Annotated in this window: 23 protein-coding genes and 3 tRNA genes; 16 read left to right on the plus strand and 10 right to left on the minus strand. The window is 62.8% G+C overall.

Going from position 1 to position 26,933, the window contains the following annotated elements; genetic code table 11:
• Positions 1 to 59 precede the first annotated feature (59 nt).
• Positions 60 to 135 (plus strand) — tRNA-Gly (locus tag A6V37_RS14460).
• A gap of 105 nt (positions 136 to 240) precedes the next feature.
• Positions 241 to 314, plus strand: a tRNA-Cys gene (locus A6V37_RS14465).
• An 85-nt stretch (positions 315 to 399) separates the two neighbouring features.
• On the opposite strand, the gene A6V37_RS14470 is transcribed toward A6V37_RS14465, so the two are convergent.
• Positions 400 to 1,455, minus strand: a complete 1,056-nt coding sequence (locus tag A6V37_RS14470) for a hypothetical protein (RefSeq protein ID WP_064268894.1) — start codon at positions 1,453 to 1,455, stop codon at positions 400 to 402.
• A gap of 215 nt (positions 1,456 to 1,670) precedes the next feature.
• Between A6V37_RS14470 and A6V37_RS14475 the strand changes: the two genes are divergently transcribed.
• The 4 genes from A6V37_RS14475 (at position 1,671) to A6V37_RS14490 (ending at position 4,324) form a co-directional block, all read left to right on the plus strand.
• The gene (locus A6V37_RS14475) at positions 1,671 to 2,405 is read left to right on the plus strand and encodes a hypothetical protein (protein WP_064268436.1); all 735 of its coding nucleotides are present in this window, start codon (positions 1,671 to 1,673) and stop codon (positions 2,403 to 2,405) included.
• A 103-nt stretch (positions 2,406 to 2,508) separates the two neighbouring features.
• Complete coding sequence (locus tag A6V37_RS14480; protein WP_064268435.1) at positions 2,509 to 2,913, plus strand: hypothetical protein; 405 nt, start codon at positions 2,509 to 2,511, stop codon at positions 2,911 to 2,913.
• A 48-nt stretch (positions 2,914 to 2,961) separates the two neighbouring features.
• Positions 2,962 to 3,720: a TraB/GumN family protein gene (locus A6V37_RS14485; protein WP_064268434.1), complete on the plus strand. Its 759-nt coding sequence runs from the start codon at positions 2,962 to 2,964 to the stop codon at positions 3,718 to 3,720.
• Between the two features lie 109 nt (positions 3,721 to 3,829).
• Positions 3,830 to 4,324, plus strand: coding sequence for a GNAT family N-acetyltransferase (locus tag A6V37_RS14490; protein WP_064286080.1), 495 nt, complete (start codon positions 3,830 to 3,832; stop codon positions 4,322 to 4,324).
• Between the two features lie 73 nt (positions 4,325 to 4,397).
• Here the strand turns inward: A6V37_RS14490 and A6V37_RS14495 are convergent, their stop codons facing one another.
• Genes A6V37_RS14495 through A6V37_RS14505 form a run of 3 tightly spaced genes read right to left on the minus strand, consistent with a single transcriptional unit; the run spans position 4,398 to position 6,341 of the window.
• Positions 4,398 to 5,282, minus strand: a complete 885-nt coding sequence (locus A6V37_RS14495) for a cytochrome c oxidase assembly protein (protein ID WP_064268432.1) — start codon at positions 5,280 to 5,282, stop codon at positions 4,398 to 4,400.
• A 9-nt stretch (positions 5,283 to 5,291) separates the two neighbouring features.
• A complete protein-coding gene (locus A6V37_RS14500; protein WP_064268431.1) occupies positions 5,292 to 5,753 on the minus strand; it encodes a copper chaperone PCu(A)C in 462 nt (153 codons plus the stop codon).
• Positions 5,754 to 5,771: 18 nt separating this feature from the next.
• The gene (locus tag A6V37_RS14505; RefSeq protein ID WP_064268430.1) at positions 5,772 to 6,341 is read right to left on the minus strand and encodes an SCO family protein; all 570 of its coding nucleotides are present in this window, start codon (positions 6,339 to 6,341) and stop codon (positions 5,772 to 5,774) included.
• 111 nt (positions 6,342 to 6,452) lie between these two features.
• Between A6V37_RS14505 and A6V37_RS14510 the strand changes: the two genes are divergently transcribed.
• The 3 genes from A6V37_RS14510 to otsA are packed head-to-tail and all read left to right on the plus strand — an operon-like array spanning position 6,453 to position 9,094.
• Positions 6,453 to 6,782: a hypothetical protein gene (locus tag A6V37_RS14510; RefSeq protein ID WP_064268429.1), complete on the plus strand. Its 330-nt coding sequence runs from the start codon at positions 6,453 to 6,455 to the stop codon at positions 6,780 to 6,782.
• Positions 6,783 to 6,831: 49 nt separating this feature from the next.
• Positions 6,832 to 7,581, plus strand: coding sequence for a trehalose-phosphatase (gene otsB / locus A6V37_RS14515; RefSeq protein WP_064286082.1), 750 nt, complete (start codon positions 6,832 to 6,834; stop codon positions 7,579 to 7,581).
• A 52-nt stretch (positions 7,582 to 7,633) separates the two neighbouring features.
• A complete protein-coding gene (gene otsA / locus A6V37_RS14520; RefSeq protein WP_064268427.1) occupies positions 7,634 to 9,094 on the plus strand; it encodes an alpha,alpha-trehalose-phosphate synthase (UDP-forming) in 1,461 nt (486 codons plus the stop codon).
• Positions 9,095 to 9,212: 118 nt separating this feature from the next.
• Here the strand turns inward: otsA and A6V37_RS14525 are convergent, their stop codons facing one another.
• Positions 9,213 to 11,048 carry an ABC transporter ATP-binding protein gene (locus tag A6V37_RS14525; protein ID WP_064268426.1) on the minus strand — a complete coding sequence of 612 codons (1,836 nt, stop codon included), beginning with the start codon at positions 11,046 to 11,048 and terminating at the stop codon, positions 9,213 to 9,215.
• A 692-nt stretch (positions 11,049 to 11,740) separates the two neighbouring features.
• On the opposite strand from A6V37_RS14525, the gene A6V37_RS14535 reads away from it, so the two are divergent.
• From A6V37_RS14535 to A6V37_RS14545, 3 genes are all read left to right on the plus strand, one after another.
• On the plus strand, positions 11,741 to 12,805 hold the full coding sequence (locus tag A6V37_RS14535; protein WP_064268423.1) for a glycosyltransferase family 4 protein: 1,065 nt from the start codon (positions 11,741 to 11,743) through the stop codon (positions 12,803 to 12,805).
• A 235-nt stretch (positions 12,806 to 13,040) separates the two neighbouring features.
• Positions 13,041 to 13,898, plus strand: coding sequence for a hypothetical protein (locus tag A6V37_RS14540; protein ID WP_064286101.1), 858 nt, complete (start codon positions 13,041 to 13,043; stop codon positions 13,896 to 13,898).
• Positions 13,899 to 14,050: 152 nt separating this feature from the next.
• The gene (locus A6V37_RS14545) at positions 14,051 to 14,515 is read left to right on the plus strand and encodes a DUF2214 family protein (protein ID WP_064268421.1); all 465 of its coding nucleotides are present in this window, start codon (positions 14,051 to 14,053) and stop codon (positions 14,513 to 14,515) included.
• Between the two features lie 5 nt (positions 14,516 to 14,520).
• Here A6V37_RS14545 and A6V37_RS14550 read toward each other — a convergent pair whose 3' ends face one another.
• From A6V37_RS14550 to A6V37_RS14570, 5 genes are all read right to left on the minus strand, one after another.
• Positions 14,521 to 16,398: an ABC transporter ATP-binding protein gene (locus A6V37_RS14550; RefSeq protein WP_064268420.1), complete on the minus strand. Its 1,878-nt coding sequence runs from the start codon at positions 16,396 to 16,398 to the stop codon at positions 14,521 to 14,523.
• Positions 16,399 to 16,867: 469 nt separating this feature from the next.
• A tRNA-Val gene (locus tag A6V37_RS14555) sits at positions 16,868 to 16,942 on the minus strand.
• Between the two features lie 48 nt (positions 16,943 to 16,990).
• Entirely contained in the window at positions 16,991 to 17,725 is a 735-nt protein-coding gene (gene dnaQ / locus A6V37_RS14560; protein WP_064268418.1) for a DNA polymerase III subunit epsilon, read from the minus strand.
• A 105-nt stretch (positions 17,726 to 17,830) separates the two neighbouring features.
• Complete coding sequence (gene rnhA / locus A6V37_RS14565) at positions 17,831 to 18,277, minus strand: ribonuclease HI (protein WP_064268416.1); 447 nt, start codon at positions 18,275 to 18,277, stop codon at positions 17,831 to 17,833.
• The gene (locus A6V37_RS14570; protein WP_064268415.1) at positions 18,274 to 19,149 is read right to left on the minus strand and encodes a class I SAM-dependent methyltransferase; all 876 of its coding nucleotides are present in this window, start codon (positions 19,147 to 19,149) and stop codon (positions 18,274 to 18,276) included. The genes rnhA and A6V37_RS14570 overlap by 4 nt, the downstream gene beginning before the upstream one ends.
• 19 nt (positions 19,150 to 19,168) lie before the next feature.
• On the opposite strand from A6V37_RS14570, the gene gloB reads away from it, so the two are divergent.
• From gloB to carB, 4 genes are all read left to right on the plus strand, one after another.
• On the plus strand, positions 19,169 to 19,960 hold the full coding sequence (gene gloB, locus A6V37_RS14575; RefSeq protein WP_064268413.1) for a hydroxyacylglutathione hydrolase: 792 nt from the start codon (positions 19,169 to 19,171) through the stop codon (positions 19,958 to 19,960).
• Between the two features lie 156 nt (positions 19,961 to 20,116).
• The gene (locus tag A6V37_RS14580) at positions 20,117 to 21,811 is read left to right on the plus strand and encodes a transglycosylase SLT domain-containing protein (RefSeq protein WP_064268412.1); all 1,695 of its coding nucleotides are present in this window, start codon (positions 20,117 to 20,119) and stop codon (positions 21,809 to 21,811) included.
• 524 nt (positions 21,812 to 22,335) lie between these two features.
• Positions 22,336 to 23,490, plus strand: coding sequence for a glutamine-hydrolyzing carbamoyl-phosphate synthase small subunit (carA, locus tag A6V37_RS14585; RefSeq protein ID WP_064286084.1), 1,155 nt, complete (start codon positions 22,336 to 22,338; stop codon positions 23,488 to 23,490).
• Between the two features lie 188 nt (positions 23,491 to 23,678).
• Entirely contained in the window at positions 23,679 to 26,933 is a 3,255-nt protein-coding gene (gene carB / locus A6V37_RS14590; RefSeq protein WP_064268408.1) for a carbamoyl-phosphate synthase large subunit, read from the plus strand.

The raw sequence follows: 26,933 nt of genomic DNA on the forward strand, positions 1-26,933 counted from the left end.
TTGAAGCAGCGCGTTTGTTTGGCGAAGTAAAAAGGCAAGGCGTTGCGAAGCAGTGCAATGCGGGAGTAGCTCAGTTGGTAGAGCGCAACCTTGCCAAGGTTGAGGTCGCGAGTTCGAGCCTCGTCTCCCGCTCCATACATAAGGGGAAGCAACGCTTCCCTTTTTGTTTGGTGGTCCGGTCCTCCCGGTTGCCCACCGGACAAAATCTGCGAATCTGCAGCTAGGTTCCAGTCCGCTTGCGGCGCGATAGCAAAGCGGTTATGCAGCGGCCTGCAAAGCCGTTTAGGCCGGTTCGACTCCGGCTCGCGCCTCCAGTAGTAGATGTAAAGAAAAGCCCCGACTTGTCGGGGCTTTTCTTTTTTCAGCGTTCCATCGCGCTGCACGCGCGAAGGTGCTTCGTCAAAACGCGATCGCGGCTTTGATTGATTGCACCGCTGCGCTGTTCAGGAAGTAATAGCTGTCTTGCGGTGTTCCGCCGCCGAGCGGAGCCAACTGCAGCGTCGTGCCATCCTTGACCAGGTAGCCCACATTGATTCCACCGTTGTACTGATAGAAGACCCGGTACTCGGTGGTTGCGGTGGCCAGCGGTGCAGTGGCCACCCATGCGCGCATACCCGCCAGCGTGACGATCTGACCGTCGGTGATCTGATAGCTTTTGCCGTCCGCCGTGCTCACGCGCGGGAAGAAGCCTTCAAGCGTCGAGATCGTGGTCGAGCACGGTGTCGGGGTGGTTCCGGTCGTGACCGGTGCAAGGCAGTCGAATGTGGTGACCGAGTCGCCGACTTCGTTCCTCACGACTTTGACGTAGCTTGCCCCAGCTCGCCAATTGGCCTGTTTGTTATAAAACGATTGGCCGTTGATCGTGTTCGTCAGAACGCCCAAGGCGCTATTCGAGAACAGTTCGGCGGGCGACGACGAAATGAGGCCGCTAAGCGGGACGACGCTGTAGTTCGTGCCGAGTAACGTGTGCGTCACAGTTTTGCCGTCCGAGGCCAGGTAGTCTTCCTGAACGTTCGATCCCACGTAGCTGACCCGGACTTGCGCCGGAAATGCATCGCTATAGATCGCGCCATTGAATAGCCGGCGCGCGACCGCAATGGTGGGAACACTCAGCGCCGCCGATACCGACGTATGACCAACTGTCAGCAACTCCTCGCCGGCCGCCGGACTTTGCGTGATGCTCGAGTCGTCGGTATAGAAGTTACTGGAAGGGGCGACGGTCAATGCTCCCGTCGACGATGTGCTCGCCACCAGGCTGGCATGCAGATAATGAAGCCCGCCATTGGCCGCGAGTGCGACGCTTTCGTAGTTTTGCTGCGTGGCGCTCAGATTGGCCGTGTTTCCTGTCGATGCCGAACTCCCCGACCCGCCTCCTCCGCACGCAGCCAGAAATAGCGCGGCGCTAATTGCCAGAATTACGCGATTATTTACCAATTGCTTTTTTTGTTCTTTCATTTTCATTTTATTTTCTTTCAAATCTGTTTTAATGGCTTTTTAATGTCCCGAGTTAAATTTTGATTGCCAAAGGAAATTGGCGATAATGTACAGTGACAAAATACCACTGCGTGTATCCGTTAGTGCGAATGGACCGGTGCCAATAAATGTCGGTGCTTTCTGATTGCGAATAGAGCCGGCAGGGCACGCCCGTTAGAACACCTACAATTCGACCAATGAAAAAGACCATAACTGCTGCCATGCTGCTGGCCATGGGGTTGCCGGCGCTGGCTAATGCGCAATCCGCGCCGGCACCGGCCGTCAAAGCCGGGGACACCTGGACTTACGTCAACACGTTCGAGAGAACGCCTTCCGTCTGGCGTCAGACACATGATGAAGTAACGGTCTTGCGCTCCACTCAGTCGCACATCTACTACACGTCGAAACAGGCGGGCTCCACGCAGGCGCCGAATGAAGTCGTCGCGGGCGCGGACTGGAGCCGCGAGCGCAGCATCAATGGCGCGGAAGTCGTCGTCAATCGTCCGTTCCAGTTTCCGTTATCGTCGGGCAAAACGTGGAACCTCGGATACACGGAAGACCATCCGAACAAGACCTATTCATCGCTGAAGTGGAGCAGTCAATACCGGGTGGTGGATACGGAAACGGTCGAGGTGCCGGCAGGCAAATTCCAGGCGATCAAAGTCGAGGCGGAAGGCGACTGGGTTGGCCAGATCGAGCCGACGCAGACCGTGACACAAGCCGTGCAGACTCAGCAAGGCGATACGGCCATGGTGACTCATGCGCAGAACGCCGGTCCCAGGCAGGTGACGGGGCGCACTTATAAAGCGTTCTGGTATGTGCCCGAGATTGGCCGGTGGGTAAAGTCGGTGGAAGAATATTACGGCAGCAACGGCGTGCGCAACGAGCGTTATACGAGCGAACTCGAATCGTTCAAAAGAAGCACGGATTAATCGGCAGGCGTTCGATTATCTGGCGGCAGCTACTTCCGCAGAAAAAGCCCCGATGTAATTGGGGCTTTCTTTTTTGTCGCCGCTACCAGGAGATTCGCCAGGCATGGACATTCAAAACATTGCTCGCCGCAGTTTCTACTTGCGCCTGATCTATGCGCTCTGTCTTTGCGGGGCCACCTGGACGCATCTGCAAGTGGCTCTCGCGCATGGCCTCGGCTGGGACTACGGCGGCGTAGCGCAACTGACGCGCATTTATTGGACCTCGCTGACCTTCATCGATCCGTTGGCCGTCTTGCTGTTGCTCGTCGTGCCGCGAGTCGGCCTGATTGTCTGCGTCGCTGTCATCGTGACAGATGTGGCGCACAATTCATGGTTCGCGCTGCATAACCCGATCCGGCTGGATCTGTACCTGTCGCAGATCGCCTTTCTGCTATTCGTCGCGTGCACGGTGCGTACGGCGTGGCGAGGGGCTGCAGTCCGGCGTGAGGTGTCGCGTGTTATCAATTGACCGGCACGCTGGTCTAATCGCGTCATAGCCTGTCCACACCGAAACCGTATGTACCTACAACTCACCGGCACCCAGGTTCGTCTGCTTGGCTCGATGCATCTGTTTCCCGCGACGAGCCGCCGAACGCCGCCATGGATCGCCGAAGCGTATGACTGGGCCGAAGCGCTCGTGTTCGAGTCCGATCCACCGACCATTCTGCCGTTTCTGAAGAGCGACCAGCAAGGCGCCACCTCGCAACTGCAAACCTTGCTAGGCGCCGATGCATGGCGGCAACTCGACGCGGCGTGGCCCGTTGACGGGCCCTTGGCGCCGCTCGCGGATCTGCGGCCATGGGCCGCGCTGGTGGTCGCGCCAACGCTGTTCCAGCAGGTCGTCGAAGGCGTCGAGCCGCGCATGCTGCGCTCGGCGGCAACACAAGCCAAACCCTACTGGTATCTCGAGACCGCGCGGGAAGTGGCCGACACGCTCGAATCGATTCCGCTGGACGCGATCGGCGCGGCGCTCGCCTTGCTGATGTCGGACCTCGGTGAACCGCAGCGTACGCTCGAGCGCATGCATGCAGCCTGGCTGGACGGCGATCTGAACGCGGTGCACGGTATCGCCGTCGAGTCGCCGATGTTCAATCTGCCGGGCATTCGCCAGGCGATTCTCGACACGCGCAATCGTGTATGGGCGGCGCGTCTGACGGAATATTTCACGCGGCCGGAACGCACGCTGGTGGTTGTCGGCGCGTTGCATTTGTGCGGGCCGGGCAATCTGATCGAATGTCTCGCGCGACCCGTCGAGCCGGTTTTTGTCAGCACGTAACGAGCGCGTAGGGCGGTGGGGCGGCATCGTCCCACCGGGCTGCCTCGTGCGGCATAATTCCGCAGTGCCGCCAGCCGTGACGGCGTGTCTTCTTCTTTTGAGCCCTTTCATGACCGAACCGCAGCAAACCGCCGCCACGCGTCTGGCACAACTCGAATGGCGCTGGAAACCCTTCGACAGCCTCACGAGCGCCGAAGTCTATGCGGTGCTGGCCGCGCGCAGCGCGGTGTTCGTGATGGAGCAGAACTGCCTGTATGGCGATATCGACGGGCTCGATATGGAGGCCTGGCATCTTCTTGCTTATGGCCCCGGCGCGAGCCGTCCGCCGCTCGCAGGCTATCTGCGGGTGCTGCTGCCGGACGCTGACGATCGCGATATCCGTATCGGCCGCGTGCTGACAACTTCAGCGTTTCGCGGCATCGGTCTGGGCAATGCGATGCTGGAACGGTCGCTGACGCACATCCGGGCGCAGTGGCCCGGCACGCCGGTTCGTCTGCACGCGCAGGCTCATCTGCAAGGCTTTTACGGCGCGTTCGGCTTCACGCCGGTCTCGGAGATTCACGAAGAAGACGGCATCCCGCACGTCTGGATGCGCTCGGCCTGAAGCAGCCGGACGACGCCGAACCCGGCGCATGTGCCACCGGGTTCGTTTCGATCGCCGCGTGGATCGGCCAGAATCAGCGATCTCCGCCGGCGGGCGCCGCAGCAGTTCGCGTCAATGCTTGCGCGGCCTTCGCCCTCCGCTCGCCGCGCAGACGTCCGCGCGCCGACAGCCGCATCCAGTGACGCAGGGCCAACAGTGCGCCGATCACGCTCATCATCGAACCTGGAATCCACAGCAGCAGTCCGCCGATCTGTTGATCGCGCATCGGGCTGAGCCACGTGAACGCACGGCCGCAGATTGAATAAATTGGATACAACTCGTGCGGCGTGAAGAAGATGAACGCACCGAGAATAATCTGCGGCGGAATCGCGGCGATCACCACCAGCACGCGTTTGCCCGGCGACAAACGCGCCGGCGGCGCCGGACGCGGATCGAGCACGAGCCACCAGAACAGCAGACCGTCGATCACCATGCTCCAGTTCATCACGCGATAAAGCCGCCAGTCGAGCATCGCCACGAAATGAATCGGCGACATCAGCCAGAAGTAGATCAGCCCGACGAATAGCGTGACGGCGACGACAGGATGCATCACCACGTCGAGCAGCTTGCGCACCACCGGTGTGGCCAGCGCGGGCCGCACGAAGCGCTGCCGCCAACTGAACGGAATACCCGCGCGTAAGGCCGCGCCTGGATACGACAGCGCGATGAAGAACGGCCCGAGGTGGTGCAGCACCAGATGCTGCGCCCGATGCATGAAAAACTCATGCTCGAAGAAATAGTCGAGCCGCGTATGCAACGCGACGTACAACGCCACCAGCCCGAACCAGAAGGAAATGCGCCGCGCGGCCGACACCTTCGCGCGGCGCGCGCCACGCACGAACAGGATCGCCGGCACCAGCAAGGCGATCACGACGGTCGGCGAAAACTCCCAGGGGTCGAGCCAGTAGAGCAGGTTCATCGCGGCCCGTTACTTGGTCTGAGCCGGCGACTTAACGGCGAAGGGCGTGTCGAGCGTCTCGCCGTCCGAGAACTTGAGCGTGAGATGCACGGTATCGCCAGGTGCGACCTTGTGCTTCGCGTCCTCGAGCATCACGTGATAACCGCCCGGCGCGATCGCGACCTGGCCATGCGCCGGTACGGTGAGCTTGTCGACCATCACCATCTTCTGCGACGAACCGTTCGACACGGTCTGATGCAGCATTGCGTCGCCGTAGTCGTTGCTGGATATATCGACGAGATCGACCGGCTTGTCGCTCGCGTTCACCAGCGTGACATAGGCGGCGGCGGGCAGATTGTTCGGCAGCCAGCGAACCCACGCGTCTTTCACGCTGATCGCATTGGGGCCCGCCGCTTGTGCACTCAACGCGCCACCGAACGAGAGGGCGAGGGCGCAAGTCAATGCTGCAAACGATTTGGTCTTGATCGACATAAATGGACTCGGAAAAGGTCAGGAATGGTCTTCGATGATGCGGCGCAGGTCTTGTGCGATCGCATCGGGCGTGTCGTGATCGGTGGCCAGCAGGCGGGCATGCCCCTCGCTGTCAAACACATAGACGGCGGAGCTATGGGTGACTTCGTAGTTGCCGTTGGGGTCTCGCTTTTCCATCTGATAGGCGACGCGATAGCGCTTGGCGAGCGACTCGATTTGCCAGTCGGTGCCGGTCAGCCCTTCGGCGTGTTGTGCGTCGAAGGCGCCGACATAGTCGTGCAAGGCTTGCGGCGTGTCGCGTGCGGGATCGACGGTGATGAACAGAATGCGCACCTTCTGCGCGTCGGGGCCGAGTTTGCCCAGCACCTGCATGAGACGGCCCATCGTTTCAGGGCAGACGTCCGGGCAATGCGTGTAGCCGAAATAGACGAGCGAGGCGCGGCCCTTGAACGAGTCGCCGTGGACCGTGCGGCCGTCGTCGGCGGTCAGCGTGAAATCGAGATCCGGCAGGTGGCCGGTGACGTTCGTCAGCTGCCAGGGTTCGGCTCGATGCGTGCACCCTGCGAGCGCGGTCAGCGCGCCTAGCATGACGGTCAGCGCAAACCGGCGAACGGCCCCCGCCTTGCGTGACGACGCGAGGTTCGCTTGCGAGTGCCGGGATGAGAGGTTCGGGAGCAAAGCAGGGGATCAGTGACTTGATTGAAGAGCAGCGCGCGGGTGGTGCAGGGGAGCGATGCCGGTGAACAGCGCCGGCCGATTCGCGTGCGGCGCGCGGGCCGTCATACTGTGCAACTATGCTCGTGGCGGCAATCGTCCGCGTGGCTGCGACTTTATCGCAAAATCGCCGGTCACGCCGCGCAGCACCCCCGGGCGCGCGGTTTGCGGGGCAATTTGACGCAGGCGGCTGAAAGCCCGCTGACGCCTGATCGTGTCCTTTTTGAACGCGACTCTTTGCGCCGCCTGCGCGCGGCGCCCGGCCAGGCTTGTGTGCTGCCTTACTTTCTCGAAAAATTGACGGATGCGCGGTAAGATGCGCACACTTTTCCGGCCGCAGAGGGCTGAAAGGCAAAACTATCCGATGCAAGCACTACCGGCTGTTCTGTCTCCGAGCGAGACGGCATTTTTCTTCGATTTCGACGGCACGCTCGTCGAACTCGCCCCCACGCCGGACGGCGTGTTGGTGCAACCGCGCGTGATCGAGCTGCTGACCGAGCTGCGCAGCCTGACCAACGGCGCAGTCGCGGTCGTGTCGGGGCGCGGGATCGACAGCATCGACGCTTTTCTCGGCATGCCCGATATGCCGATTGCCGGCCTGCACGGTGCCGAGCGGCGCGACGCGAACGGCGACACGCAGCGCATCGGCTTTCAAGACGAGCGGCTCCTGCGCATGGAGCAGGTGCTCGCGCAAGTGGTCAACGAAAACCCCGGCATGCTGCTCGAGATCAAGGGCGCGGCCGTCGCGCTGCATTACCGCAATGCGCCGGATCGCGAGCCAGTGGCGCGCGAGGCGACCGGGCGGCTGGTGGCCGATTACGCCGGCGCCTACGTGCTGCAGCCGGGCAAGATGGTCTATGAAATCAAACCCAAGGATGTCGACAAGGGCCGCGCGCTGCGCGCGTTCCTGGACGAGCCGCCGTTCGTCGGCCGCAAGCCGGTGTTTGCCGGCGACGACTTGACGGACGAGAAAGGCTTTGCCGTCGTCAACGAGCGCGGCGGCGTGTCGATCAAGGTTGGTGCGGGCGAGACGATGGCGCATACGCGCATCGACTCGGTCTCGGGGCTGCTCGACTGGCTCGCATCGATCGTCGCGGCGGCGCGCTCAGCATGACGGCCGCGCGTCGCTCAACGCAAATAACGCACTGCATCGGGAATTGCGCTTCATGAGCCGACTGATCATCGTATCCAACCGGGTGGCGCCAATCTCGGAGGGCGGCCCGGCGGCGGGCGGTCTGGCGGTTGGCGTGTATGACGCGCTGAAGGAAACCGGCGGCATGTGGTTTGGCTGGAGCGGCGACGTGCTCAGCTCGGGCCAGCCGCAGATCAAGGTCGAGGAGCGAGGGCCGGTGACTTTCGCGACCATCGCGCTGATGCGCCGCGATTACGACCAGTACTACCGTGGCTTCTCGAACGCCACGCTGTGGCCCGCGTTCCACTACCGCGCCGACCTGCTGCAATACGACCGGCACGATTTCGAGGGCTACTGCCGCGTCAACGCGTGGCTCGCGCAGCAACTCGTGCCGCTGCTGCGCGAAGACGACGTGATCTGGGTGCACGACTATCACCTGATCCCGTTCGCGCAGGCGCTGCGCGCAGCCGGCGTGAAGAATCGCATCGGCTTTTTCCTGCATATTCCGTTTCCGGCGTCGCAGGTGCTGCTGGCGGTGCCACCGCATCGCGAACTGGTCGAAGCACTGTGCTCGTTCGATCTGCTGGGTTTCCAGACCGCACCGGATCTGCGCGCGTTTTGCGACTACATCGTCAATGAAGCGAGCGGTACGGTCGAGGCATCGGCCGGCGACCCAATGACGATCCACGCGTTCGGCCGCACGCTGCGCGCGGCGGCGTATCCGATCGGCGTCTACCCGGACGAAATCGCCGAACTCGCGAAAGCGGGCGAGCGCGGCAAGCCGGTGCGCACGATGAAAGCGACGCTGCATTCGCGCAAGCTGATCATGAGCGTGGACCGTCTCGATTATTCGAAGGGACTGGTCGAGCGTTTCCGCGCATTCGAGCGTCTGCTCGAACACGCGGCCGCGCAACGCAACAAGGTGTCGTTCCTGCAGATCGCTCCGCCCACGCGCGCCGACATGCATGCGTATCAGGACATCCGCCTGCAACTCGAAGGCGAGTCAGGGCGGATCAATGGGCGCTTCGCCGAACTGGACTGGACGCCGATTCTCTACATCCACAAGCAATACGAGCGCTCGGTGCTGGCCGCGCTGTTTCGCACCGCCCATGTCGGCTACGTCACGCCGTTGCGCGACGGCATGAACCTCGTCGCCAAGGAGTACGTTTCGGCGCAGGATCCGGAGAATCCCGGCGTGCTGGTGCTGTCGCGCTTTGCCGGCGCCGCGCAGGAGCTGGACGGCGCGTTGATCGTCAATCCGGTCGATATCGACGGCATGGCCGAAGCGCTCGGCAAGGCGCTGGCGATGCCGCTCGCGGAGCGCCAGGCGCGCCATCGCGACATGATGGTTCAATTACGCGAGAACAACGTGTCGGTATGGCGCGATAACTTCATGCGTGATCTGCAGGGTGTTGCCGCGGCAAAAAACACGCGGGGCGCAAAGGGCAGAGCGGCATCAGGGAAACGGGCGGCACGCGAAACGCAGTCCGGGTAGGCAGCGTTCGTGGGGATCGCTTCGCGCGTGACGCGTGACAATCAGGAGTAGAAAAGCCGCTTGAAAAGCGGCTTTTTTGTTGGTGGCGGCGCGCGGTATCGAGCGCGCGGCGAGTGGCTCAGGCCACGTGCTGTTCGTCGACCTTCTTGCCACCGATATGCAGCGTCGTGCCCTTGCCATACTGTTTCGAGAGCAGATCGCGATACAGGCCGGGGCGCTGGCGCAGTTCTTCCGGGCTGCCGTCGTCGATCACCTTGCCGGCGCTCATCACGATGATGCGGTCGAAGTTGTTCAGCGTCGACAACCGGTGCGCAATCGCGATCACGGTGCGGCCGACCATCAGCCGGTCGAGCGCCTTCTGGATGGCTTCTTCCGATGCACTGTCGAGCGCGGAGGTGGCTTCGTCGAGCAGCAGGATGGGCGCGTTCTTCAGAATCGCGCGTGCAATCGCGATGCGCTGGCGCTGGCCGCCGGACAGCTTCACGCCGCGGTCGCCGACGATGGTGTCGTAGCCTTCCGGCATGGCCTCGATGAAGTCCGCGCAACGCGCCTCGCGTGCGGCCGCGAGCACTTCTTCACGGCTCGCTTCGGGGCGGCCGTAAGCGATGTTCTCGTACACCGTGCGATGGAACAGCGAGATGTCTTGCGGCACCAGCGCGATGGTGTGGCGCAGGCTGTCCTGCGTGACGGTGGCGATGTCCTGGCCGTCGATTTTGATCGCGCCGCCTTGCGTTTCGTAGAAGCGCTGCAACAGCGCCAGCACGGTGGATTTGCCGGCGCCCGACTTGCCGATCAGGCCGACGCGCTGGCCGGGTTTGATCTGCAGATCGAAGTGATCGAGAATCGCGCGGCGGCGCGGGTAGGCGAACGTCACGCTATCGAAAGCGACGCCGCCGCCCTGCGGCACGAGCTCGGTCGCGTTGTCGCGATCCGGCATGCCGTGCGGCTCGAGCAGCGTGCGCACGGCTTCGGCGAGACGCGCCACGTGCTGCGTGACATCGACCAGCGCCACGGCCAGGTCGCGCGTGCCGTGCAGAATCGTGAAGCCGAGCGAGCTGACGAGCACGATGTCGCCCGAGGTCGCCTTGCCTTGATCCCACAGCCACAGCGCCCAGCCCAGCAGGCCCGCCGACAGCAGTGCGGTGATCACCGCGTGCAGCAGGCGCAGCTTTTCCAGATAGAGCAGGCTTTGCTGGCGCGCGTCCATTTCGGCCTTGACCGTCGCGCCGAAACGCTGCTGCTCGCGAAACGTCATGCCGAAGGCGCGCACGAGCCCCATGTTGCTGATCACGTCGACCAACTCGCCGTCCACCGAAGCCGCCTTGGTGGCGAAATGGTGATGGCGCGCCGAGCCGCGCCCGGCCAGCTTGTACAGCACGACCGACAGAACCGCCGAACATGTCATCAGACCGCAGGCCATCAGCGGATTCACCGAGATGATCATGACGATCGCGCCGAGCACTGCAATGCACGGCGGCAGCACGTTCCACGCGGTGGTGTTTTCCGCCGTGTAGACCGCGTTCGAGGTGGCCGTGATCCGGCTGGCGAGCATGCCCGGCTGCTTTTCGGAGTAGTAGGTCGGCGAATGTCCGCTCAGGTACTGGAACAGGTCGCGCCGCAGGTCGCCGGTCACGGCGACGAACGTATGCGCGGCGACCCAGCCGCCGACCCGCCACAACAGGTTGTCGGCGGCGATCAGGCCGACGAGGATGGCAAATGCCCCCCACAGCGGGCCGGGGTGATGCCGGCCTTCACCAAGGACGTCGATCAGATGTTTGATCGCGTATTGCGAAGCGAGCGCACAGCCCACGGCCGCAAACACGCTGCACAGGACGGTCGCATGCGCGAGCGGATGGCGGCGGATGAAGCGGAAAAGAAACGCAAGAGGCCGGTGCGCATAGCTCGCGAGCTTTGCGTTCTGGGCATTACGCTGGGCGATGGTTAAATGTTCCAATTGATCGTGAGGTCGGTGTGTTTCGGGTTGTGCACGCAAAGCGTGGGCCACACAGAAAAAGACTTCGCCGCGAAGCCCATGCTTCGCATTGTAAACATGCAAAAGCGATTGCGCCCTGTGTATCCGGGCCTTGACGCGACTGATTTCGCGATGGATGTCCGCGACCTGCTCCTGCTCGACCCGTCAACGCGGCAACGGTTCACACAGGTTGCGGAAAATTTCGAGATATAATTACAAACTGCATTCAATGCGGCGCGGTACTTTTTACCGTTCGTCGACATGATTGACGTCAATGCCGACGATTCGCCGCTGACGGCCGATGTCGTTAGCCAGTTGTCACTCTAGAACTGTCTTACAAAACAAGGGTTTGCAAAGTGTTTCCGCTTTGTAACAACGTAAAGACTTTGAAATGTCGTGGTGCGGTAAGAATTCCAGCATTGATAATTCATGCTCTGTAGGCCCACCGAATTTTCTGACAGTTTGTCAACGTTGGCGCCGCATGTGCGTTTACTGGCACATGCGCAGACGGTGACCCACTGATCTGGGCTCAGTACCCAAGCGATCTATCGCAGGATTTCTCGAAAGAATCAGGCCCGTGCCGGCAAATCCGGTCAGACTGCCCTGGCGAGCAAGCGAGTCGCTTTTACCCAACGCCGTATCTTTGCCTGATTTTTTACTAGGAGTTCTTCATTATGCGAATCGCTCAAATCGCTCCGTTGCACGAGGCGGTTCCGCCCAAGCTGTATGGCGGTACGGAACGAGTGGTGTCCTATCTGACTGAAGCGCTGGTCGAGCAGGGCCACGACGTCACGCTTTTTGCAAGCGGCGATTCGCAAACCTCGGCGAAACTCGAAGCCTTCTGGCCGCAGGCGCTGCGCCTCGACCCGACTATCCGCGACGTGATGGCGCCGCACATGCTGTTGCTCGAAGAAGTGCGCCGCCGCGCGGACGAGTTCGACGTGCTGCATTTCCACATCGACTACTACCCGTTCTCGCTGTTCGCGCGCCAGCCGGTGCCGTTCCTGACGACGATGCACGGCCGTCTCGATCTGCCCGAACTGCAGCCGATTTTCAACACGTTCAACGACGTGCCCGTGGTGTCGATCTCGGACAACCAGCGCATTCCGCTGCAGCAGGCGCACTGGCTGCAAACCGTTTATCACGGCCTGCCGGAAAACGTGCTCACGCCGATCCCCAACGTCGAGCCGGGCTACCTCGCATTCCTCGGCCGCGTCTCGCCGGAGAAGGGCCTCGACCGCGCGATCCGCATCGCCGGACAGGCAGGCATGAAGCTCAAGGTTGCCGCCAAGATCGACAAGGCCGACCGCGCCTATTACGAAGAAGTGATCAAGCCGCTGATGGCGCTCCCGCACGTCGAATACATCGGCGAAATCGGCGAAGCCGAAAAGCGTGAGTTCCTCGGCAACGCGCATGCACTGGTGTTCCCGATCGACTGGCCGGAGCCCTTCGGTCTGGTGATGATCGAAGCGATGGCATGCGGCACGCCGGTGATCGCGTTCAATCGCGGTTCGGTGCCGGAAGTGATCGAAAACGGCGTGTCGGGTTTTGTGGTCGAAGACGAAATCAGCGCGGTCGCCGCGCTCAAGCGTCTGCATACGCTGCCGCGCGCCAACGTGCGCAAGGCGTTCGAGTCGCGCTTCTCGTCGAAGGTCATGGCAAAGAATTACGTCGCGACCTACGAAGAACTGCTGCGTCGGAAGCACCGCACCGTGCTGCGCGAAGTCAACGCCGACTAAGGCGAGGCGGTAACAGCAGTCCGGCTTGCCGCGCGCTTTTGAGCGCCGGCAGCCCCCAACAACGCCCCGTGGGCTCATCGCCCCCGGGGCGTTGTTGCATGCGCGCCGCGTTTTTACGTGCCAATGGGTAAAAGTGAGGGTTTCGGGTCGGTAAGAATGAGCCACTCTCCGTAATATCCCTATAATGGCCGTGCCGCAAATTTGGCTGCGGCGCCGCCGACGACAGGAGGATGCCTTGGCGAGAACGAAAGAGACGCGTGCGAACGCGGCGCCCGGCGCCGGAACGATTTTCGCGTTGCGCGCCATCGGTCTCGTGCTCCTCACCCGTTGGCTTTTCTCGATGGCGCAGATGGACCTGGGCGCCTCGCTGCAGGCCATGGTGTCCTCGCCATGGGCGTGCATCAACCTCGTATTCCTGTTTCTCCTGATCTTCCTGCCAGGCGCGCGCGCCGTGGCCGAGCGTCCGTTTCATCCGCTGCCGCAATGGCTGCGGCAGGCGCTGCGTCTGTTTGCTTTCCTCGGATTCCTGTTTGCAGTCTGGTCGGTCGGCGCGTTTGCGGCGAGCGCCGGCTGGCGGCGCGCCGTGCAAGCGGTGGCAGCCACCAACGGCTGGCTGGTGGCCGCGCCGGCGCTGTACGCAGCCGTGCTGTGGATTTGCCGGCCGCGCCCGTTGTGGCGGACCAATATTGCCGCGCGCCGCTTTGCGATCGGCCGGTACGCGGTCGCGCTCGATCCGGCTACGCGCACCGTCATCGTGTGGGCCGAGCGTCGCAAGGTGGGGCAGTACGATGCGCGCGAGCTGTCCGTGCGCTGGGCTGCGGGACAAGACAGGCCCGCGACGCCGACACCGACTCCCGCGGTGGCGATCGGTGCGATGAGTGAGTTGCAGGGGGGGCGAAGCGCGCCGCGCGGGGCGGCTGGCGCGCCGTCGCTGGCGCGTGGCACCTTTGGCCGTCGTCCGAAGATCGAATTGTTGTGGGATTCGCCGGCGGCGGCCGGTCACAACCGGCAAACCGTGTTTCGCGTTGCGCTCTCGAACGAGGGCGACCGGGTTGCGGCCCGCGCACTCGACACATCCCTGCAGCAGGTCTGAGTCCGCACGATTTGTGCAGTCGGCCGCATCACGTGACAGAATCAGACGGTGTAAATTAAGCCGTAGCTGATAATGAAGTCATGGCGCCCGATGCTCCGGCATGGGCGAGTAAAACATACAACGATCGTATCGCGTCTTTTGCAGGAGTCGCCATGCTGGTTCGCTGGTTGCTTGCCGCCATTCATCTGCTTGCTTATGGTTTCGCGCTCGCGTCGATTCTCCGGCGCACATGGGCGCTGCGCCGCGCCGCTGTACCGGCTGCGTTGCGATCGGTATTTCGCGCGGATACCAGGTGGGCTCTCTCGGGACTGGTGCTGGTCGTGACCGGATTGATGCGTGCTTTCGGCGGTTTCGAAAAGGGCGCCGACTACTACCTCCACGAGCCGCTCTTTCACCTCAAGATGACACTGCTGGTGGCGATTCTCATCCTCGAAATCCCGTCCATGCTTGCGTTGATGCGTTGGCGCGCCTCCATCAGGAAAGGCGCGCCGCCGGATCTGCGCAAGGCTCGCTCCTATGCTCGCTACAGCGTCATTCAAACGATCCTGCTGGTGCTGATGGTGCTCGCCGCCACCGGCATGGCACGAGGTGTCGGGCTGCCAGCCGGTGTGGTGTAGGTCGGTTACTTCCCAACCAGCAAACTGGAATCGTCGGTCCGGTTTGCATTCAGCCGCGAGGCCGGGGGCGTGAACTCCGGCTCGCCCAGCCCCTTGATCAGCTCCAGGGCCTGACGTTCGAACAACCGCCGGTACAGGCCGTTTTCGAGTCTGATCAGCGCTTCGTGGCTGCCTTCCTCGATCACCTTGCCCTTGTCCAGCACCAGCAGCCGGTCCAGCGCGCGCACCGTGGACAGCCGGTGCGCGACGACCAGCGTGGTGCGGCCCATCATCAGCCGCTCCATGGCCTGCTGGATCAGCACTTCGCTTTCGCTGTCGAGGCTTGACGTCGCTTCGTCCAGTATCAGGATCGGTGCGTCGGCGAGAAATGCCCGCGCGATCGCGACTCGCTGACGCTCACCGCCCGAGAGTTTGACGCCGCGTTCACCGACCAGCGTGTCGTAGCCATTGGGCAGGTCGGCGATAAAGTCGTGCGCGCTTGCGAGCCGCGCGGCACGCTCGATCTCGGCACGGCCGGCGCCTGGGCGCGCATATGCGATGTTCTCGGCCAGCGACCGGTGAAACAGCACCGGCTCCTGCTGAACGATTGCGATCTGGCCGCGCAACGACGCCTGCCGTACGTGAGCGATGTCCTGACCGTCGATCGTGATCCGTCCGCCTGAAATGTCGTAGAGGCGCTGGATCAGCTTGATGAAGGTCGTCTTGCCCGAGCCCGAATGCCCGACCAGTCCGACGCGCTCACCCGGCGCGATGCGCACGGAGAAGTTGTCGTAGAGCGGTTTGCCGGTCGCTCCATAGTGGAAGGTGACGTGCTCGAAGCGGATCTCGCCCCGGCCGATCGCGATCGGACCCGCGCCAGGGCGGTCCTCGATACCGAGCGGCTGGCTCTGCAGCGACACCAGTTCTTCCATGTCGTTGACCGAACGCTGCAGGTTGCGGATATGCATGCCGACCTCGCGCAGGTAGCCTTGCAGCATGAAGAACATGGTCAGCGCGAATGTGATGTCGCCGACACCCGCTTCGCCGCGCGCCCACAGCAGCAGCGCGGTGCCGAGAATCGCGGCCTGGATCGCGACCAGCATGCCGCCCTGGACGCCGCCGTTGATCGTGCCGCGCATCCATGTGCGACGCGTGCGGTGCCTCCACTTGCTGATCACGCGCGCCAGCAGGGCTTCCTCGCGCGCTTCCGCGCCGAATGCCTTCACCACGCCGTTGCAGCTGACCGCGTCGGCGAGCGCGCCGCCCATACGCGTGTCCCATGCGTTCGCGAGGCGCGCGGCCGGGGCCACGAAGCCGAGCGACATGGCCACCGTCACCGCGATATACAGCACCGAGCCGATCCCGACGACCGCGCCCATCATTGGCCAACGCCAGCCGAGCAGCGTGGTCGCTCCCACCAGCATCACCAGCGACGGGAACAGCGCGATCAGCAGCGTGTCGTTGAGCAGGTCGAGCGCCCACATGCCGCGCGTGATCTTGCGCACGGTGGAGCCGGCAAAGCTGTTGGCGTGCCAGTCGGTCGAAAAGCGCTGCACCCGATGGAACGCGTTGGCGGCGATTTCGCTCATCATCTTGAGCGTGAGCCGGATGATGTTGAAGTACACGCCTTGCCGCAGCAGCGTGGCGCCAACGCCGAGCGCGGCCAGCACGCAAAAGGCCGTGAGCGCCGCGTGCCAGGCGGAGGCTTGGCTGGCCGGGCCGGAAGCGATGGCGTCCACGAGGTGGCCCGCGAACATCGGCGTGAGCACGTCGGCCACGGCCGCGAGCAGCACCAGCGCCGCAATGACGAGGATGCGCCCCGGTTGCTGCGCCCAGTGACGGAAGGTGAAGCCCAGGACATCCTTGAAGGCCTGTCCGCGAAAGTCGAGTTTTTTTCTGGTCATTTGCCACGACCTGGTGGCGCCAGGGCGCACCGAGGTTCCAGTCAGAAGCGAAAGGACGAGACAGTCGAAGCGCACCGGCATACGCCGGCAATGAAACTACGGACTGTCTGGAAATTGCGCGGAGCGCCCGTTGAGGCGGTGCCGCATTAGCGACGCAAGCGACGAATCAGCGACCTTAGTACTGTGAAAGCGGTCGTGACTTCGATCGTGAAAGCGGTCGCGCGACTATGCCGAGGGTGGCGATACGCATTGTGAACATGTGGCGCCTCCCTGTAGTCGAATGAGGTGGAGAAATGGACGGGGCGAGTGCCCGAAAACTGACTATATCAGCAGTATTTCGCGTCTGCAAAGATACGAAGTTTCGGATTTGACGAGCGACTGCTTTTGATACTGGGCCCGGAAAATAGAAAAGGGCTTACGCATTTCTGCATAAGCCCTTTTGTCTTCGGTGATCGACACACCAAAATTCTGGTGGGTAGTACTGGGATCGAACCAGTGACCCCTGCCGTGTGAAGGCAGTGCTCTACCGCTGAGCTAACCACCCGAAGAGAGCCGAATTATGTCAGGGATTTTCGCACCCGTCTAGTACTTTTTAAGTAGTTTGCTCATCCGCGGCTGCGGCGGGGTCGAGGCGCCACACGCTCGTCCCCTTGATCGCCTTGTCGAGACCGTCGAGCACGGCCTCGTGCGCGGCGAGTTCGTCGTCGCTGGCGGCGAGCACGACCAGATCGAGCGAGCCGATCGCCACGCGTGGTGCGTGCGCATCGCCGCTCGCATGCGATTCGCCCAGCATGTCGATGACGAGGCTTTCCTGGCCGCGCGTCATCGCCAGATACACTTCGGCGAGCAGTTCCGAGTCGAGCAGCGCGCCGTGCAGCGTGCGGTGCGCATTGCTGATGCCGAAGCGGTCGCACAGCGCGTCGAGTGAGTTGCGCTTGCCCGGGAACATCTGTTTGGCGCGCGCCAGCGTGTCGATGATTTCGCCGCAATAAGTCTTCACCGGCGGCAGACCCAGCAGGGCGAACTCGGCGTCGAGAAAGCCGATGTCGAACGGTGCGTTGTGGATGATCAGGTCCGCGCCCTGGATAAAGTCGCGGAACTGGTCGGCGATTTCGCCGAACTTCGGTTTGTCGCTCAGGAACTCGGTCGTCAGGCCGTGAACGGCCAATGCGCCCGGATCGCTGTCGCGCTCCGGGTTGATGTAGAAGTGCAGGTTGTTGCCGGTGAGCCGGCGGTTCACCAGCTCGACACAGCCGAGTTCGAGAATCCGGTCGCCGGTGCGGGCATTCAGGCCGGTAGTTTCGGTATCGAGGATGAGTTGACGCATGTCGGAATAGCCTGCTTCAGAAAATTGCTGCGGAAAACAAGGAGCGCGGGAAGGGCGTGCGCGAGGTTCCCGGTGCTAGCCTCGCGACGGGACTGATGTCTGGTCTTACGTCTGCGCGAGCGACGCGACGCCGCGGTTGGCCAGTTGATCGGCTCGCTCGTTTTCCGGGTGGCCGCTATGCCCGCGCACCCAGCGCCATTCGATTTCGTGTTGCGTGACGAGCGCGTCGAGCCGCTTCCACAAATCGGCGTTCTTCACCGGCTGCTTCGCGGCGGTGATCCAGCCTTTTTTCTTCCAGCCGTGAATCCACTCGCTGATGCCTTTCTGCACATATTGCGAATCGGTATGCACGACCGCCTTGCAGGGGCGCTTCAGCGCTTCGAGCGCGGCAATCACGCCCATCAGTTCCATACGGTTGTTGGTGGTGTTGGCTTCACCGCCGAACAGTTCTTTTTCCTGGTCGCCGAAGCGCAGCAGCGCGCCCCAGCCGCCCGGGCCTGGGTTGCCCTTGCAGGCGCCGTCGGTATAAATGTCGATGAGATCAGAGGTCATTGAGTCGGGTTGCGTGTATTCGGTGTGGCGGCGGGCGAGAGGCCCGCGGCGAGGACGGGTTTCTTTACTTTCAGCGGGCCGACGAGGCGCATGCCGCGCACGCGCTTGATTGCCTTGATCATGTAGGTGGCGCCGAAAATCGGCCACCAGCGGTCGCCGGCGGCTTCCATGAAGCCGTAGCGGGACAGCCATTGCTCACTGCCAAGCGGCGGACGATAGCAGCCGAAGCGCCCGCGTTCAAGGTCGAAGCCCAGCAGCTTGATCCAGTCTTTCAGACGCGTGAAGGCGATCAGGTCGACCGACTCGGGCACGAACGGCCGACCGGTCATCTTGCCGACCGATTGCCGCGCGCCCCATAACGACAGCGAGTTGAAGCCGAGAATGATGAGCTGGCCCTCGGGCATCAGCACGCGCTCGGCTTCGCGCAGCAGCCGGTGCGGATCGCTGGTGAATTCCAGTGTGTGCGGCATCACGATCAGATCGACGCTCTGCGCTTCGAACGGCAGGTCCAGCAGGTCGCACCAGACCGTGCTGCGTCCGGCCGGCGCGGGCAGTCCTGCGAACGCGCCTTGAGTTGCGTCATGACCCGCGCCATGGCTCGAGCCGTTGCCGTGCCTGTTGCCGGCTTGCCCCGGGCCGCGCGGAAACGCGTAGGGCGCACTGGCACCGCTCGCGGCGTCGAGCACGAGCCCGCGGCACGGCATGCGGTTTTCGCGCAAGGCGTCGAGCTGCGGCAGGCCGAGTTGCAGCGCATGGTAGCCGAACACGTCCGACACCACGCGGTCGAGCTGGGTCTGTTCCCAGTCGAGCACGTAGCGGCCGGGCGGTGAATCGGTCCAGGCGGGCCAGTCTATAATCGATCGATCAGTCATATCAAAGAATGCGTCGCTTATGAATGCGCTCGAGTACGTACCGGTCCCGGCGTTTGATGACAATTACATCTGGGTCGTTTCCGACGGACACCACGCGGTAGTCGTCGATCCGGGCGAGGCCGCGCCTGTTCAGGCCTATCTCGCGAAACGTGGTTGGCGGCTGAGCGCTATTTTACTCACGCACCATCATCAAGACCACGTCGGTGGGGTGGCCGATCTGCTGAATGGCCAGGCCGTGCCCGTCTACGGCCCCGCCGGTGAAGCGATCGAGCGCCTCACGCACCGCCTGAAAAATGGCGATCATGTGTCGATTGCGGTGCCCGCGCTCGAATTCAGCGTGCTCGAAGTGCCCGGGCACACGAGCGGCCACATCGCCTATTTTCAGGCGGCCGACCCGCGCGGCGTGCCGCACGTGTTTTGCGGCGACACGCTGTTCGCCTGCGGGTGCGGCCGGCTGTTCGAAGGCACGCCGAGGCAGATGCTCGCGTCGCTGGATTCGCTCGCCGCGCTGCCCGGTGCAACCGAGGTCCACTGCGCGCACGAGTACACGCTGTCGAATATCCGTTTCGCGCTCGCCTGCGAGCCGGGCAACGCCGAACTGCAAGCCTGGCGCGACAGGGCCAGTGACCTGCGCGCGCGCGGCGTGCCGACGCTGCCGACCACCGTCGCCCACGAGCGCGCCGTGAATCCCTTTTTGCGCGCCGGCGAGCCGGCGGTTCAGGCGAGCTTGCAGGACCAGTTGCACGAAAAGGTGTCCGATCGTTTGACCGCCTTTACATTGATGCGGGAATGGAAAAACCGCTTCCGTTGACCCGATTCCGCTCAGGGTATTCCTCACGCGATGAATCGGAAAAATTCGCCAAGCCTAAGATTTACTTGATTTTTTCGTAATATTCCGATTGACGTAAACCTTGCTGTTTCGTACTATCGGCTGCAAATTCCAGCCCTTGTGGAAGCCGAGACGTTCATGCGATTTATCTTTAGTGCGTTGTTGGTCCTGACGCTCGCCGCCTGCGCGAGTCAGGGACCGGCAACGAATAGCCCAACCACCGCAACAAACCCCGCCAGCCAGCAGGCCGTAGCCGACGCACTTCGCAAGACAGCCACCGCCAAAGAAACGATCAACGTCGACCAGGGTTCCGTCACGCAACTGACGAGCGCCGACGCCGATCTGTGGGGCCGTATTCGCCGTGGATTCCAGATGCCGGACCTGCAAACCGACCTCGTCGACATGCAGGTCAACTGGTACGCACAGCGTCCTGATTACGTGCAGCGCATGACCGAGCGCTCGCAGAAGTACCTGTACCACATCGTCGAGGAACTCGAGGCGCGCCATATGCCTACCGAGCTCGCGTTGCTGCCGTTCATCGAGTCGGCGTACAGCCCGCAGGCTTTGTCGGTGGCGAAGGCGGCCGGCATGTGGCAGTTCATGCCGGGCACGGGCCGTACCTACAACCTCAAGCAGAACATGTGGCAGGACGAGCGCCGCGACGTGCTGGCTTCGACCAGCGCCGCGCTCGACTATCTGTCGCGCCTGCATGACATGTTCGGCGACTGGCAACTGGCGCTGGCGGCGTACAACTGGGGCGAGGGCAACGTGCAGCGCGCGATCGCGCGCAACGAGGCGGCGGGTCTGCCGACCGACTACCTCAGCCTGCGCATGCCGAACGAGACGCGCAACTACGTGCCGAAGCTGCAGGCGGTGAAGAATATCGTGATGAACCCGCAAATGTACGGGCTGACGCTGCCGTCCATTCCGAATCACCCGTATTTCGTGACGGTGACCACCTCGCACGACATCGACGTGGATATGGCCGCCAAGTTGGCGAATCTGTCCGCGGATGAATTCCGCTCGCTGAACCCGTCGTTCAGGAAACCGGTGATTCTCGGCACCACGCAGCCGCAGATCCTTCTGCCGTTCGACAACGCCAGTGCATTCGAGCGTAATCTGAAATCGTATTCCGGTTCGCTGTCGTCGTGGACCACCTATACGGTCGACCAGCGCGCGACGCCGGCGGCGATCGCGCAAAAGATCGGGGTTGACGCCGACACGCTGATGGAAGTGAACAAGATCCCGGTCGGCATGCGCCTGAAACCCGGCTCCACGATCGTGGTGCCGCGCGCGTCTGACGACGACGAAGACATCAGCGCCGACGTCGCCGAAAGCGCCGTGCTGGCCATGGAGCCGGACGTTCCCGACACGCGCAAGATGCTGATCCGCGTGCGCCGCAATCAGTCCATGGCGGCCATCGCCGTGCGTTACGGCGTCTCCGTCGGCCAGCTGAAGGCGTGGAATCATACGCATCGCGACAGCGTCTCGCGTGGTCAGGTTGTCGTGCTGCACGTGCCGGTCGGCAAAGCCATGCCGAACGAACCGGGTCCCGAGCGCATCGCGACCGACGTGCAAGGCGGCGGTGTCGAGAAGATCGGCACCCGCGTCGCAGACACGCAGAGCGATTCGCGCTACGATAAGAAAAAGGGGCGTGGACGCTCCGCCGTGGTGAAGGTGTCCGACCCGGCGGGTAAAGTCAGCAAGCCGACGGCATCCAGCGCCAGCAAGGGCAAGGTGGCCAAGGTGTCGGCTTCCACGTCCGGCAAGTCGTCGAAGGCTGCGGCAGCGAGCCGCCCGAAGACCGCGGCCAACGCGAAGAAGGGTAAGTAGACCAATAGCGGCTCCCACGGTAGTGACCACATGCGTTGCGGGGGCAGCGCATGAATTGCGCTCCGATCACGCACCGTGTTTCTCTAACGCCGTCACCTTGGGGTGACGGCGTTTTTCATTGTGCCGGCGCAATCCCGATTCTGACCTGCGGAAATCTTGTCCGGAAGCTTGCAAGCCAGGCACGGCAAGGCTTTGAGGGGTTTCAGGACGCGTTTCCCAATGCCCGCTCGCTATCTCGGATTTGGAGGGAAGGGCACTTTCGGGCTATAATTCCAAGGTTTGAGCTTATCAACCCGCACCCTAGCGCCTACCTCTCCCATACCGTTCATCCGCCGCGCGCCACGGGCGTAGCAAGAAGGGCCCCGCACCCAGCCGATCCGTCCACACAATGGACCCATCGCGCACCTTGCAACGTCAAAGGCAGTTCGCGAGCGAGTCTGCGCGCGCCTCCCACGATGCGCTTCGCTGCGGCTCGTAGTCGGATAGGCAGGTCGGCAACAGGGTGTTCCCCCAAGGAGTCTCCCGTGTTGCCGTCATTTTCTCCCGCTCTGCTCGCGCTCGCCGACGGCACGGTCTTTCGTGGTTACTCGATCGGCGCCCCCGGGCATACCATCGGCGAAGTCGTGTTCAACACCGCTATCACCGGCTATCAGGAAATCCTGACTGACCCGAGCTACGCGCGCCAGATCGTGACCCTCACGTATCCGCACATCGGTAACGTCGGCGTGAATGCCGAAGACGTCGAAGCTACGAAAGTCCATGCCGCCGGCCTGATCATTCGCGATCTGCCGGTTCTCGCGTCGAATTTCCGCATGGAGCGCACGCTCTCGCAATACCTGCAGGACGAAGGCGTGGTCGCCATCGCCGGCCTCGACACCCGCAAGCTGACCCGCGTTTTGCGCGACAAGGGCGCGCAGAACGGCGCGATCCTGGCCGGTTCGGACGACGAAGCCCGCGCCATTGAACTCGCACGCTCGTTCCCGGGCCTTGCGGGCATGGACCTCGCGAAGGTCGTGTCGACGAAGGAAACCTACGAGTGGACCCAGACCGAATGGCGTCTGGGCAGCGGCTACGGCACGCAGAATGCGCCGAAGTACCGCGTCGTCGCGTTCGACTACGGCGTCAAGTACAACATCCTGCGCATGCTGGCCGAGCGCGGCTGCCACGTCACCGTGCTGCCGGCGCAAGCTACTGCGGCGGATGCGCTGGCCCTGAATCCGGACGGCGTTTTCCTGTCGAACGGCCCGGGCGATCCGGAACCCTGCGATTACGCGATTCGCGCCACGAAAGAACTGATCGATCGCGGCATCCCGACGTTCGGCATCTGCCTCGGTCACCAGATCATGGGGCTCGCCGTTGGCGCGAAGACCATGAAGATGAAGACGGGCCACCACGGCGCGAACCATCCGGTGAAAGATCTGGACGACGGCCGCGTGGTGATCACGTCGCAGAATCACGGTTTCGCGGTCGATGCCGACACGCTGCCCGCCAACGCCCGCGCCACGCACGTCTCGTTGTTCGACGGCACGCTGCAGGGCTTCGCGCTGACCGACAAGCCGGCGTTCTGCTTCCAGGGCCACCCGGAAGCGTCGCCGGGCCCGCACGACATCGCCTATCTGTTCGACCGCTTTACCGGGTTGATGGACGCCAGGAAGGGTGGCAAGACCGCAGCGGCTTAAGCTGAAGCGGCTCGGCGGCGGGCTTGCCGGAACAAGCCCGCTGCGCGCACAACGCGCGCCAGGTGCATGAGGCACACGCAACGCGAGCCGCAAGAAAACAGCGCAAAGCAGCGCACAGCAAAGCGCGCGCAACGCAACACCGGCGCGCGCCGACGGAAAGAATTTAGGAATACATTAGCGAGAGCGTTATGCCCAAGCGGACAGACATCAAGAGCATCCTCATTATCGGCGCGGGTCCGATCATCATCGGCCAGGCGTGCGAGTTCGATTACTCGGGCGCGCAGGCTTGCAAGGCGCTGCGTGAGGAAGGCTACAAGGTCATTCTCGTCAACAGCAATCCGGCGACGATCATGACCGACCCGAACACGGCCGACGTGACCTACATCGAGCCGATCACGTGGGAAGTGGTCGAGCGCATCATCGCGAAGGAGCGCCCGGACGCGATCTTGCCGACCATGGGCGGCCAGACCGCGCTGAACTGCGCGCTCGATCTGCACGCGCACGGCGTGCTGGAGAAGTACAAGGTCGAGCTGATCGGCGCGTCGCCGGAAGCGATCGACAAGGCGGAAGACCGCCAGAAGTTCAAGGACGCGATGACCAAGATCGGTCTCGGTTCGGCCAAGTCGGGCACCGCGCATTCCATGGAAGAAGCGCTGGCCGTGCAAGCGGACATCGCTGCGCAAACCGGCAGCGGCGGCTATCCGGTCGTGATCCGTCCGTCGTTCACGCTGGGCGGTTCGGGCGGCGGTATCGCGTATAACCGCGATGAGTTCGAAGAGATCTGCAAGCGTGGCCTCGATCTGTCGCCCACGCGCGAACTGCTGATTGAAGAGTCGCTGCTCGGCTGGAAAGAGTACGAGATGGAAGTGGTCCGCGACAAGAAGGACAACTGCATCATCGTCTGCTCGATCGAAAACCTGGACCCGATGGGCATCCACACCGGCGACTCGATCACCGTCGCGCCTGCGCAAACGCTCACGGACAAGGAATACCAGGTCCTGCGTAACGCTTCGCTCGCGGTGCTGCGCGAGATCGGCGTCGACACGGGCGGCTCGAACGTCCAGTTCTCGATCAATCCGAAAGACGGCCGGATGATCGTGATTGAAATGAATCCGCGGGTGTCGCGCTCGTCGGCATTGGCGTCGAAGGCAACGGGTTTCCCGATCGCCAAGGTCGCGGCCAAACTCGCGGTCGGCTATACGCTCGACGAACTGAAGAACGAAATCACCGGCGGCCAGACGCCGGCGTCGTTCGAACCGACGATCGACTACGTTGTCACCAAGATTCCGCGTTTCGCCTTCGAAAAATTCCGTGAAGCCGATGCGCGCCTCACCACGCAGATGAAGTCGGTCGGCGAAGTGATGGCGATTGGCCGCACCTTCCAGGAGTCGTTCCAGAAAGCGCTGCGCGGTCTGGAAGTCGGTGTCGACGGTCTGGATGAAAAGACCAACAACCGCGACGAGATCATCCGCGAGATTGGTGAAGCCGGTCCGGATCGGATCTGGTACGTGGGCGACGCGTTCCGTATCGGCATGAGCGCCGAAGAGATTTTCGAAGAGACCTCGATCGACCCGTGGTTCCTCGCGCAGATCGAGCAGATCATCCTGAAGGAAAAGGCACTCACGGGCCGCACGCTCGCGAGCCTCTCGAAGGAAGAGCTGAAGTATCTGAAGCAAAGCGGCTTCTCGGACCGCCGTCTGGCTAAGCTGCTCGGCGCGAAGCCGGCGGAAGTGCGCGCGCGCCGCATCGAGTTGAACGTGCGTCCGGTGTACAAGCGCGTCGATACCTGCGCGGCCGAATTCGCCACGAAAACCGCGTACATGTATTCCACGTACGAGGAAGAGTGCGAAGCGAATCCGACCAACAACAAGAAAATCATGGTGCTGGGCGGTGGCCCGAACCGGATCGGCCAGGGCATCGAGTTCGATTACTGCTGCGTACACGCTGCGCTCGCCATGCGCGAAGACGGTTACGAAACGATCATGGTCAACTGCAACCCTGAAACCGTTTCGACCGACTACGACACGTCCGATCGTCTGTACTTCGAATCGCTGACGCTCGAAGACGTGCTCGAAATCGTCGACAAGGAAAAGCCGGTCGGCGTGATCGTGCAATACGGCGGCCAGACGCCGCTGAAGCTCGCGCTCGATCTCGAAGCGAACGGCGTGCCGATCATCGGCACATCGCCGGACATGATCGACGCCGCGGAAGACCGCGAGCGTTTCCAGAAGCTGCTGCAGGACCTCGGCCTGCGTCAGCCGCCGAACCGCACCGCGCGTGCGGAAGACGAAGCACTCAAGCTCGCCGACGAAATCGGCTACCCGCTGGTAGTGCGTCCGTCGTACGTGCTGGGCGGCCGCGCCATGGAAATCGTCCACGAGCCGCGCGACCTCGAGCGCTATATGCGCGAGGCCGTGAAGGTGTCGAACGATTCGCCGGTGCTGCTCGACCGCTTCCTGAACGACGCGATCGAATGCGACGTGGATTGCATCTCGGACGGCGAGGCCGTGTTCATCGGCGGCGTGATGGAGCACATCGAACAGGCGGGCGTGCACTCGGGCGACTCGGCTTGCTCGTTGCCGCCGTACTCGCTGTCGAAGGAAACGGTTGCTGAGCTGAAGCGCCAGACCGGCGCCATGGCAAAGGCGCTGAACGTGGTTGGCCTGATGAACGTGCAGTTCGCGATCCAGCAGGTGCCGCAAGCCGATGGCTCGAAAGAAGACATCATCTACGTGCTCGAAGTGAACCCGCGCGCCTCGCGTACGGTGCCGTACGTGTCGAAGGCAACCAGCCTGCCGCTCGCGAAGATCGCGGCGCGTGCCATGGTCGGCCAGAAGCTCGCGCAGCAAGGCGTGACGAAGGAAGTCGAGCCGCCGTACTTCAGCGTGAAGGAAGCGGTGTTCCCATTCGTCAAGTTCCCGGCAGTCGATCCGGTGCTTGGACCGGAAATGCGCTCGACCGGCGAAGTGATGGGCGTGGGCCAGACCTTCGGCGAGGCGCTCTTCAAGTCGCAACTCGCGGCGGGCTCGCGCCTGCCGGAGTCGGGCACGGTGCTGTTGACCGTGATGGACGCGGACAAGCCGAAGGCGGTCGAAGTCGCGCGCATGCTGCACGAACTCGGCTACCCGCTCGTGGCGACCAAGGGCACGGCTGCCGCGATCGAAGCGGCCGGCGTGCCGGTCAAGGTCGTCAACAAGGTGAAGGACGGCCGCCCGCACATCGTCGACATGATCAAGAACGGTGAAATCGCGCTGGTCTTTACCACCGTCGACGAAACGCGCGCGGCGATCGCCGACTCGCGTTCGATCCGCATGAGCGCGCAGGCGAACAAGGTCACGTACTACACGACCATGTCCGGCGCGCGGGCCGCGGTGGAGGGCTTGCGCTATTTGAAGAACCTGGAAGTCTATGATTTACAAGGACTCCACGCTCGCCTAAACTAA

It is taken from the genome of Paraburkholderia ginsengiterrae, from assembly GCF_001645125.1.
Lineage (GTDB): Bacteria > Pseudomonadota > Gammaproteobacteria > Burkholderiales > Burkholderiaceae > Paraburkholderia > Paraburkholderia ginsengiterrae.

Coding starts and splice junctions, on each gene's coding strand:
- A6V37_RS14470 (WP_064268894.1), bottom strand. CDS start 1,455: ATGAAAGAACAAAAAAAGCAATTGGTAAATAATCGCGTAATTCTGGCA.
- A6V37_RS14475 (WP_064268436.1), top strand. CDS start 1,671: ATGAAAAAGACCATAACTGCTGCCATGCTGCTGGCCATGGGGTTGCCG.
- A6V37_RS14480 (WP_064268435.1), top strand. CDS start 2,509: ATGGACATTCAAAACATTGCTCGCCGCAGTTTCTACTTGCGCCTGATC.
- A6V37_RS14485 (WP_064268434.1), top strand. CDS start 2,962: ATGTACCTACAACTCACCGGCACCCAGGTTCGTCTGCTTGGCTCGATG.
- A6V37_RS14490 (WP_064286080.1), top strand. CDS start 3,830: ATGACCGAACCGCAGCAAACCGCCGCCACGCGTCTGGCACAACTCGAA.
- A6V37_RS14495 (WP_064268432.1), bottom strand. CDS start 5,282: ATGAACCTGCTCTACTGGCTCGACCCCTGGGAGTTTTCGCCGACCGTC.
- A6V37_RS14500 (WP_064268431.1), bottom strand. CDS start 5,753: ATGTCGATCAAGACCAAATCGTTTGCAGCATTGACTTGCGCCCTCGCC.
- A6V37_RS14505 (WP_064268430.1), bottom strand. CDS start 6,341: ATGCTAGGCGCGCTGACCGCGCTCGCAGGGTGCACGCATCGAGCCGAA.
- otsB (WP_064286082.1), top strand. CDS start 6,832: ATGCAAGCACTACCGGCTGTTCTGTCTCCGAGCGAGACGGCATTTTTC.
- otsA (WP_064268427.1), top strand. CDS start 7,634: ATGAGCCGACTGATCATCGTATCCAACCGGGTGGCGCCAATCTCGGAG.
- A6V37_RS14535 (WP_064268423.1), top strand. CDS start 11,741: ATGCGAATCGCTCAAATCGCTCCGTTGCACGAGGCGGTTCCGCCCAAG.
- A6V37_RS14545 (WP_064268421.1), top strand. CDS start 14,051: ATGCTGGTTCGCTGGTTGCTTGCCGCCATTCATCTGCTTGCTTATGGT.
- A6V37_RS14550 (WP_064268420.1), bottom strand. CDS start 16,398: ATGACCAGAAAAAAACTCGACTTTCGCGGACAGGCCTTCAAGGATGTC.
- dnaQ (WP_064268418.1), bottom strand. CDS start 17,725: ATGCGTCAACTCATCCTCGATACCGAAACTACCGGCCTGAATGCCCGC.
- rnhA (WP_064268416.1), bottom strand. CDS start 18,277: ATGACCTCTGATCTCATCGACATTTATACCGACGGCGCCTGCAAGGGC.
- A6V37_RS14570 (WP_064268415.1), bottom strand. CDS start 19,149: ATGACTGATCGATCGATTATAGACTGGCCCGCCTGGACCGATTCACCG.
- gloB (WP_064268413.1), top strand. CDS start 19,169: ATGAATGCGCTCGAGTACGTACCGGTCCCGGCGTTTGATGACAATTAC.
- A6V37_RS14580 (WP_064268412.1), top strand. CDS start 20,117: ATGCGATTTATCTTTAGTGCGTTGTTGGTCCTGACGCTCGCCGCCTGC.
- carB (WP_064268408.1), top strand. CDS start 23,679: ATGCCCAAGCGGACAGACATCAAGAGCATCCTCATTATCGGCGCGGGT.